Below are 7,845 nucleotides of genomic sequence, written 5' to 3' on the forward strand. Positions count from 1 at the left end.
GGCCCGATCAGCCGCAGGCACTCCTCCCGGTCGAGCTCCTCCATGCCGGGATTGGCCATGGCCGGACCGTGCCCCGGCGGGTGGTCCAGCCCGCCGCCCAGCAGGTCTTTGATCGTGGTCTGGAGGGCGCTGGCCAGGCGGTAGAGAGCGCCGGTGTCCGGAGTGTCAGGGTTCTCCTCCAGGTATTTGAGGTAGCCGGGTGACATGTCCGCGCGCCGGGCGACCTCCTCGCGGGTCAGGTTCAGGTGCTCGCGGTGGTGGATGATGCGACGTCCCAGGTCGCCGGGTCCGGACATCATGACGTCTCCTCGCCTGTCAGTACGGCGTGCGGCCCCGTTGCCGCGTGCCTGGTAACAGTAGGCCACCTGAGCGGGTCGGCCGGCGCGGCGCGGTCCCGCGCGTCCTGCCACGCGGGCGTACGCGCCGGCACGAGACCGGTGGGCACGCCGCCGTTGCCGCAGAAGACCGCGTCCGGCCTGGTCAGATGCAAGGTGGCCATGTCCTGGACGCTACCCGCGCAGGCGGCGCCCAGCCATGATGGTTGAACCCACCTCGGCCGGGCCTATGGCTGCGTACCTGCGGGATTGTCCTGTCTGTGCCGCCTGGGCGGCGCCCGCGCGCCGAGCCGCGGGGCGAGGAGCCCGCTGCGGCTTTCGGCCGCACAGCAGCGGCGGCCGGGGTGCCGGAAGGGTGGCGCGGGGCCGCGCGGAGGCCCACACTCGCGGGCATGGGGATGACTGCGTCGCGCGTGGCGTCCGCCGACGGGACGTCGATCAGCTTCCTGAGCGCCGGCACCGGGCCGGGGCTGGTCGTCCTGCCGGGCAACAACCGGCGTGCGCGCCACTACATGGAGCTCGCCCTCGCCTTGTCGGCGGCGCACTCGGTGCACGTGCTCGACCGGCGCGGGCGGGGCGAGAGCGGGCCGCAAGGTCCGGGTTACGGCATCGATCGCGAGGTCGACGACGTACTCGCGGTGATGGCGCACACGGGAGCGGATCGGGTGTTCGGGCACAGCTACGGGGGTCTCGTCGCCCTCCACGTGGCGCTGCGGCAGCCAGTGCGGTCGCTGGTGGTGTACGAGCCAGGGGTGAGCCTGCACGGCCGGTTCGACCTGAGCTTCTTGCCGGAGTTCGCCCGGCGCGTCCAATCGGGGCAGCGGGTCCGGCCGATGGCGCTGTTTTTGCGGCGGATGGGGCTGCTGCCGTTCGGGAAGGCGCCCGCCTTCGTGTACATCGGGATCACCGCGCTGGTGCTCGCCGGCAAGGAAGGCGCCGAGATGCGCAGGATGATGCCGACCACCGCGGCGGAGATCGGCGAGGTGGCCAGGCTCGACTCCGACGGCTCGCGCTACCGGGAGATCCGGTCGCCGACGCTGGTACTGGCCGGGGACAGGAGCCTGCCGGCGTTCCTGTCCTCGATGTGCGAGGAGCTCGCCGGCATCATCCCCGGCGCGCGGTACGAGCTGATCGCCGGGCTGGGGCACAACGCGCCCGACAACGACGCCCCCGCGGTGGTGGCCGAGCGGATCACGGCCGCGATGGCGCAGTCATGATCGTGCCGTCCGGCGCCGACGGACGCGCCCGTCAGTAGGGGAGGGCGCGTCCGGACGGGGTGCGCAGATCGATGCCCGGCCGGGGGCGCGCCGGCTTGGGGCGTACGACGACGACTCGTGTGGTCCGCATCTCGATCACCTCCTCGGGCGGGCGTCGTCTGCTATTCGCGCTCGGGTCCCGCCCGGATGCCGCGTTCCCGGCCATCGAGGACGCCGCCCGGTCCTGGTCCCAGAAGTCGCGGTCAGGTATCGGCCGCCCGGAGTCCACTGGAAGACGGCGTCGGGCACGTTCACGTCGCTTGCCGTCGAACGGCCGGGCGGTCGGTGGTGCGGCGGTGATCGTGGCCGGGAGCATGGTGGCGGGCAGCGCGCCGGATGACAGCGGGGAGCGGATCATCACGGCACGCTTCCTCCTCGTCCCGTGGGTCCGGTCCGCGGCAGGTGTGGAATTCTGGTCTCGTTCCACCGAAGGGCCCGCGCTGCCGCCTCAGGTCACGTGAGAACGATGTCCCGTGACCCGGGCTCAGAGGCCCATCGGGACCGGCACCATGATCAGCGAGACAGGCTCAAGCCGCGTCACACCTGCGTCCCGGGGCGATGCGGCGGTCCCGGGCAGCCCGTACAGGAGCGAGACATCCCACCGGGAGGCGTCCCTCGCCGCAGGCTGCTCCATCGGTACAGAATCGGGAGGAATACCGTGATCGAGCTGACCATCCCTGCCCAGAAAATCACCCCGGCCGCCCTCACCGACGACGCTCTGCACGCGTGCCACGCCTGGGCCCGCGGGTTCGGGGCCGACACGCCGCGCCACCTGCACTACGCCACCCTCGTGCCCTGGGTGCACCCCGACATCGTCCCCGAGCAGCAGACCCTTCTCGCCAACATCTACGTCTTCTACCGGGTCTACGACGACTTCAACGACCATCCCGGCACCGACCTGCGTACCAGCCGGGCCCTGGCCAACGCGATGATCGCCGTCCTCGACGGAGACGCCCCCACCGCCGGCGGCACGACCACCGTCGTCCGCATGTTCCAGGACCTCTGGCGGCAACACCGGCAGAGCGCACCCCCCACCTTCCTCACCCGCACCGCCGCCCACTGGCGCGGCTACTTCGCCACCCAGACGCACTACCTCGCCATGCGCGAGCCCGGCTATCCCTGGGACCTGGAGGAGTACCTCTTCCTGCGCCTCGACAACGGCGGCCTGCACCTGTCCATCAGCCAGGGCGAGCTCGCCAACACCCACTACATCCCCACCCACGTCTACCGGCTGGCCGCCCTCAGCAGGATGCGCCGCCTCGCCTCCTACTGCGTCATCCTGACCAACGACCTCCACTCGGCCCTGCGTGACGAGCGGAACGGCGACCACCGCAACCCCGTCGCCCAGCACATGCGGCACGCCGGAGCCACCCGGGAAGAGGCCACCGACCTCATCCTGAGCATGCTCTTCGACTACACCGAACAGCTGCACCAGCAGACCGCGCGCCTTGAGCACGAGTGCGATCTGCTCCAGCTCGGCCCGGAGGACCGGGCCTTCGCCCAGATCGGCGCCCAGAACTGCATCAACCACGCCGCCGGCTACGAAGCCTGGGCCCACCACCACGAGACGGTCATGAACACTCTCGACGTCCGGCCGGACATCGCCCTGCGGAGTGGCCACTGACCCGGGAACGCGCAGCCCCCGCCGGGATTCTCCGGCGGGGGCGGTGCTCAACGGGGATGCACCACCGCCTCCAGGCGATCCGGCCGCGTCGTCGCCGCCACCCTCTCCCGCACCGCTGCCGCGTTCGTCACCTCCACCGTCCAGCGCGAACCTATCGTCGCCAGCGACAGCGTCATCTGCGCCATCGCCTGGTTGTCGCCCAGGCACTTCCGATGCCCGGCCCCGAAAGGAAGGTAGGCGTGCCCGGGAGACTCCGCCCGGCCGAGCCAGCGTCGCGGGACGAACTCGTCCGGCTGGGGGAACGACGCCGGGTCGCGGTGCATCGCGTACGGGCTCACCAGAAGCTCGGTCCCCGCGGGCAACGCCACGCCGCCCACCACCACGGCGTGCTCCACCCGCCGGGTGAAGACGATCCCCGGATGCAGCCGGAGCGTCTCCCACAGCGCGGCCTCGAGCAAGCGGAAGGACCCGCGATCGGTGCCCCGCACCCCGTGCTCGCCGGTCACGGAGGCGACCTCTTCCCAGACCTGCCGCGCCACGGCCGGATGCCGGGAGAGCTCCCAGAAGAACCACGCCATCACGCTCGACACCGTCTCGATCCCCCCGAAGAGGACGGTGGCCGCGTCCCCCATCAGCCGCTCGCTCGCCGGACGTTCCGTCGCTCCGGCCGCCTCGACTGCCTCTCCGGCCAGCCAGTGCAGCAGGGAGTCCGCCTCGCCCTGCGCGTGCTCGCGTACCACTGACCGCAGCAGCTCGCAGGCCCGGACGAATCGCCGGTTCGCGGGAAGGGGAAGCCGGCTCATCCAGGCCGGGAGCAGCGCCCGCGCCGTCAGCAGCGACCCGATCGTCATCGCCGCCCGCGCCACCGCGATCTCTGCCTCGGCGGGCAGGCGCCGCCCGAGCAGCGCGCTGCAGGAGTTCGCGGCGGACAGGCGCTGGAGCGCGTGATCCAGCCGGAACGGCTGGCCCACCGGCCACTGCCCGGCCAGCTCCTGGGCGTTCTGCACCGCCGCGGCCGACATCGCGGCGATCCGCACATGGCGAAATTGCGGATTGAGCCTCTTGCGATACGGGAGGTGCTGCTCGTACGGCAGGACCAGCAGCGCACCCTCCTGGATCAGCGGGCCGATCCGGTCGAGAAAGGCGCCGTTCCCGAAAGAGGGAGCCTTGCCCACCAGCACGTCGTGCACCAGGCCCGGATCGCTGAAGAACACGAACTCGCGGCGCCCCAGCCCGATGCGCACCGCGTCTCCCGCCGACCGCAGCCGCAGGAGAAAGCCGAGCGGCTCCTTCCGGAAGGCCGGTAGATGGCCCAGCACCGGCAGGTGGCCCGGGGCGAAGGGAACGGCGGACAGCGAACGCGCGATATCCATGATCGGACCTCTCCGCCACGCCACGGGCGACGGACAGCACTTCCCACCGAGTATCAATGCAGGAGAACTCTGCGCAAAGTGCGCTGCGCACGGCCCCGAGATGCCGGCCCGTCCGGGCGGATGGGCGGCGGAGTGGGTACTACCTTGCTCAGCAGGTCGTGAACTGGGTGGTGATACCGGGAGGTGGCTGTGCATGAGATCGTACGCCGTGCCGTTGCTGGTCGCGCTGGGGCTGGTCGCGGCAGGGTGCGGGAGCACAGGGGAAACGCGGGCGACGGCGTCCCCACCGTCCACCGAATCGACCACCGAATCGACCACCGGCTCCACCGCCGGGTCCGCTGACCCGTCCACCACCACCGGACCCGCCTCCCCGCCATCCACCGCTCCCTCGGAGGGCACGTCATCCGATCCGGTGACGAGCCCGCCCTCTTCGACCGGCCTGGTGGCCGGTCGCTACCAGCCGCTGTGGCCGTTCTCCAGCCCGGGGGAGGCGGCGGCGTGGGAGCGCGCGTACCGCGAGGACGGGCGGCAGGGGTGGCATCTGGACGCGCGCCGCACCGCCGTCGCCTTCGCCCGCGACTTCCTCGGCTTCACCGAGATCGACCAGGCCGTGAAGATCGTGCCCCAGGGCCGCCACGCCCGTGTCCACGTCGGTTACCGCAGCCCGGAGGGGAACTCCCCGGCGCTGGTCGCGGCCGTCGTGCACCTGGTCAGGTACGGCTCGGGGCGGGACGCGCCCTGGGAGGTGGTCGGCACCGACGACACCGACCTCTCGCTCACCAAGCCCGCGTACGGCGCCGCCGTCGGCTCGCCGCTGAGCGTGGGCGGGCGCATAACGGGGGTGGACGAGAGCATCAGGGTCCAAGTCCGCCATCCCGGTTCGGCCGCCCCGCTCGGAGAGCGCTGCTGCGTGAGCGCGGGCGGAAGCGACTCGCCCTGGTCGGCGCGGGTCTCCTTCACCGCGCGGCCGGGACGCACGCTGACCGTCGTCGCCTCGACCGGCGGCCATCTCGCGACCGTCGAACGCTTCGCGGTGACGGGCGTGCGTATCGAGCGGTGACGGGCGGACATCTCGTGGTGCGGGGCGTTGCGTGGTGCGGGGCGTTGCGTGGTGCGGGGCGTTGCGTGGTGCGGGGTGACGGGCGGTGCGTGGTGACGGGCGGGGACGGCTCGCCGTGGCGGGCGGTGGGTCCTGGCTGGGGAGATGTGGCCGACGACCGACGTGGTCGGCTATGGTTTGTAAACGAAGGTTCATTAACTAGAGGAAAGGTCGGCATGGGCAGGCCGCGCACGACCAGCGACGAGGCGATCCTCCAGGCCACCGCCCGCGCGATCGGGCGGTACGGCCCACAGGGAGTCACGCTGGCCGCCGTCGCCCAGGAGGCCGGGCTGTCCCCGGCCACGCTGGTCCAGCGGTTCGGGTCGAAGCGGGGCCTGCTGCTCGCGTTCGCCGCCCACGCCACGGAGACCGTGCGCCTGCCGTTCCAGCGAGCCCGTGAGGACCACGGCTCGCCCTTGGAGGCGCTGCGCGCCGCCGTCGTCGACCTCGCGGCGGGCGTGTCGACGCCGGAGGAGCTCGCCGGCAGCCTCGGTTTCCTGCAGCTCGACCTGACCGACGCCGAGTTCCGGCGGCACGCGGCCGAGCACGCCCTGCGGACCCGCGACGAGATCGCCGCGCTGCTGGCCGAGGCGGTGGCGGCGGGGGAGCTGGCGGAGACGGCCGAGGTCGACCGGCTCGCCCACGCGGTCCAGGTGACCTACAACGGCGCGCTCATCCTGTGGGCGCTCACCGGAAGCCTGCCGCTGGCCGCCGCCATGCGTGACGCCCTCGACCAGACACTTCGGCCATACCTGGGCGCTCCGGGCGCCTGACCGGCTCGGCTCCGCGACCCAGCCGCCTTTTGCCGCTGGGCGCCCCGGGCGGGCGCTCCGGGCGGGCACCCCCGGGTTGTGGCACCCCGGGCTTGTGGCACCCCGGCTGTGGCACCCGGGCGCCTGATGGATGCGACTCCGCGAGGCTGTGACCTTTATCTGGATACTCCGGGCACCTGGGGCTCGACTCCGCGACGCTCCGGCCGAAGACTGGACCGACGGCCCCTGCGTCGCGAGATGATCGAAGGTCCAACGGCCGATCGTTGATCGAGGTGCTCATGAGCCACGTGGAGAACGATTCGTCGCAGTCCCTGGCCGAGCTCGCCAGGAAGCACGGGTTGCGCCCGGCCATCGCGCGGCCGAGGCTTCCCGTCTACCTGCTCCGGCTCTGGGAGCGGCGGCACTTCGTCCTGACGTACGCGACCTCGCGAAACGTCTCCAAATACTCCGGCTCGGCGCTGGGGCAGCTCTGGCAGGTGATCACCCCGCTGCTGAACGCCGCCATCTACTACGTGATGTTCGGCCTGATCCTCGGCGGCAGCAAGAACATCGAGAACTACCCGGCGTTCCTGCTCACCGGGATGTTCGTGTTCACCTACACGCAGCGGACCGTCACCGCCGGCGCCAAGTCGATCTCCGGCAACCTGTCGCTGATCCGCGCCCTGCACTTCCCGCGCGCCTCGCTGCCGCTGGCCTACACGATCCAGGAGCTGCAGCAGCTCGCCATCTCCATGGGCGTGCTGCTGGTCATCGTGGTGATCACCGGCGAGCTGCCGAACTGGTTCTGGCTGATGATCCCGATCGTGCTGGTGCTGCAGACCATGTTCAACATCGGGGCCGGGCTGATCCTGGCCCGGCTGGGGGCCTCGCTACGCGATCTCAACCAGCTGCTGCCGTTCATCATGCGTACGTGGCTGTATGCCTCGGGCGTCTTCTTCGCCATCCATGACAAAGTGGTCAACAGTGCGGGTCTTCCCGAATGGGTGGCCACCGTGATGTACCTGAACCCGGCCGCCTCCTTCATCGAGTGGATGCGCGACATCCTCATCGGCAGCCACAGCCCACCGCAGATGGTGTGGATCTCGTGCCTGTTCTGGTCGGTGGCCGCGCTGCTGGGCGGGTTCTGGTACTTCTGGCGGGCCGAGGATCGCTACGGGCGCGGCTGACCCGTACTAGTGGTAAGGGTGCAGCTCACCGGTCCTGGTGGTGGTCTGAGAGCCGGTACGGGGCGCAGCCGACCCGGCCTGGGCGGACCAAGAGGGCCGGTACGGGGCGGGGCGCAACTGAGGCGCGGCCGAGCCTGCGCCCACGCCTGCACCGACCCCGTACCGACGCCCGCACCGACCCCGTACCGACCTCGTAACGTCGCCGTCACGTTCCCCCGC

General features: G+C 71.3%; 9 protein-coding genes. 5 read left to right on the forward strand and 4 right to left on the reverse strand.

Going from position 1 to position 7,845, the window contains the following annotated elements; genetic code table 11:
• Together ETD85_RS57850 and ETD85_RS57855 are read right to left on the reverse strand one after the other, a co-directional pair.
• Positions 1-299: helix-turn-helix domain-containing protein (locus ETD85_RS57850; protein WP_240780098.1), on the reverse strand; the 299-nt coding region annotated here is incomplete at its 3' end.
• Positions 296-499 (reverse strand): hypothetical protein, encoded by a 204-nt coding sequence (locus ETD85_RS57855; protein ID WP_138698338.1) that lies wholly within the window; start codon positions 497-499, stop codon positions 296-298. The genes ETD85_RS57850 and ETD85_RS57855, both read right to left, overlap by 4 nt.
• 228 nt (positions 500-727) lie before the next feature.
• On the opposite strand from ETD85_RS57855, the gene ETD85_RS57860 reads away from it, so the two are divergent.
• Positions 728-1,552, forward strand: a complete 825-nt coding sequence (locus ETD85_RS57860; protein ID WP_138698339.1) for an alpha/beta fold hydrolase — start codon at positions 728-730, stop codon at positions 1,550-1,552.
• A gap of 31 nt (positions 1,553-1,583) precedes the next feature.
• Here the strand turns inward: ETD85_RS57860 and ETD85_RS57865 are convergent, their stop codons facing one another.
• Positions 1,584-1,949 carry a hypothetical protein gene (locus tag ETD85_RS57865; RefSeq protein ID WP_138698340.1) on the reverse strand — a complete coding sequence of 122 codons (366 nt, stop codon included), beginning with the start codon at positions 1,947-1,949 and terminating at the stop codon, positions 1,584-1,586.
• Positions 1,950-2,249: 300 nt separating this feature from the next.
• On the opposite strand from ETD85_RS57865, the gene ETD85_RS57870 reads away from it, so the two are divergent.
• Positions 2,250-3,215 (forward strand): terpene synthase family protein, encoded by a 966-nt coding sequence (locus ETD85_RS57870; protein WP_138698341.1) that lies wholly within the window; start codon positions 2,250-2,252, stop codon positions 3,213-3,215.
• A gap of 47 nt (positions 3,216-3,262) precedes the next feature.
• Here ETD85_RS57870 and ETD85_RS57875 read toward each other — a convergent pair whose 3' ends face one another.
• Positions 3,263-4,588, reverse strand: a complete 1,326-nt coding sequence (locus ETD85_RS57875; RefSeq protein WP_170247423.1) for a cytochrome P450 — start codon at positions 4,586-4,588, stop codon at positions 3,263-3,265.
• 193 nt (positions 4,589-4,781) lie between these two features.
• Here ETD85_RS57875 and ETD85_RS57880 point away from each other — a divergent pair, with 193 nt between their 5' ends.
• From ETD85_RS57880 to ETD85_RS57890, 3 genes are all read left to right on the forward strand, one after another.
• Positions 4,782-5,648 (forward strand): hypothetical protein, encoded by an 867-nt coding sequence (locus ETD85_RS57880; protein ID WP_206059545.1) that lies wholly within the window; start codon positions 4,782-4,784, stop codon positions 5,646-5,648.
• 215 nt (positions 5,649-5,863) lie between these two features.
• Positions 5,864-6,460, forward strand: coding sequence for a TetR/AcrR family transcriptional regulator (locus ETD85_RS57885; protein WP_138698343.1), 597 nt, complete (start codon positions 5,864-5,866; stop codon positions 6,458-6,460).
• Between the two features lie 278 nt (positions 6,461-6,738).
• Positions 6,739-7,626, forward strand: coding sequence for an ABC transporter permease (locus ETD85_RS57890; protein ID WP_138698344.1), 888 nt, complete (start codon positions 6,739-6,741; stop codon positions 7,624-7,626).
• Positions 7,627-7,845 lie beyond the last annotated feature (219 nt).

The sequence above is a fragment of the Nonomuraea zeae genome (genome assembly GCF_005889725.1).
GTDB lineage: Bacteria > Actinomycetota > Actinomycetes > Streptosporangiales > Streptosporangiaceae > Nonomuraea > Nonomuraea zeae.

Bases quoted from the DNA above. Each gene is read 5' to 3' on its own strand.
- ETD85_RS57880 (WP_206059545.1), top strand. From the start codon at position 4,782: ATGAGATCGTACGCCGTGCCGTTGCTGGTCGCGCTGGGGCTGGTCGCG.
- ETD85_RS57875 (WP_170247423.1), bottom strand. From the start codon at position 4,588: ATGGATATCGCGCGTTCGCTGTCCGCCGTTCCCTTCGCCCCGGGCCAC.
- ETD85_RS57860 (WP_138698339.1), top strand. From the start codon at position 728: ATGGGGATGACTGCGTCGCGCGTGGCGTCCGCCGACGGGACGTCGATC.
- ETD85_RS57890 (WP_138698344.1), top strand. From the start codon at position 6,739: ATGAGCCACGTGGAGAACGATTCGTCGCAGTCCCTGGCCGAGCTCGCC.
- ETD85_RS57885 (WP_138698343.1), top strand. From the start codon at position 5,864: ATGGGCAGGCCGCGCACGACCAGCGACGAGGCGATCCTCCAGGCCACC.
- ETD85_RS57855 (WP_138698338.1), bottom strand. From the start codon at position 499: ATGGCCACCTTGCATCTGACCAGGCCGGACGCGGTCTTCTGCGGCAAC.
- ETD85_RS57865 (WP_138698340.1), bottom strand. From the start codon at position 1,949: ATGATCCGCTCCCCGCTGTCATCCGGCGCGCTGCCCGCCACCATGCTC.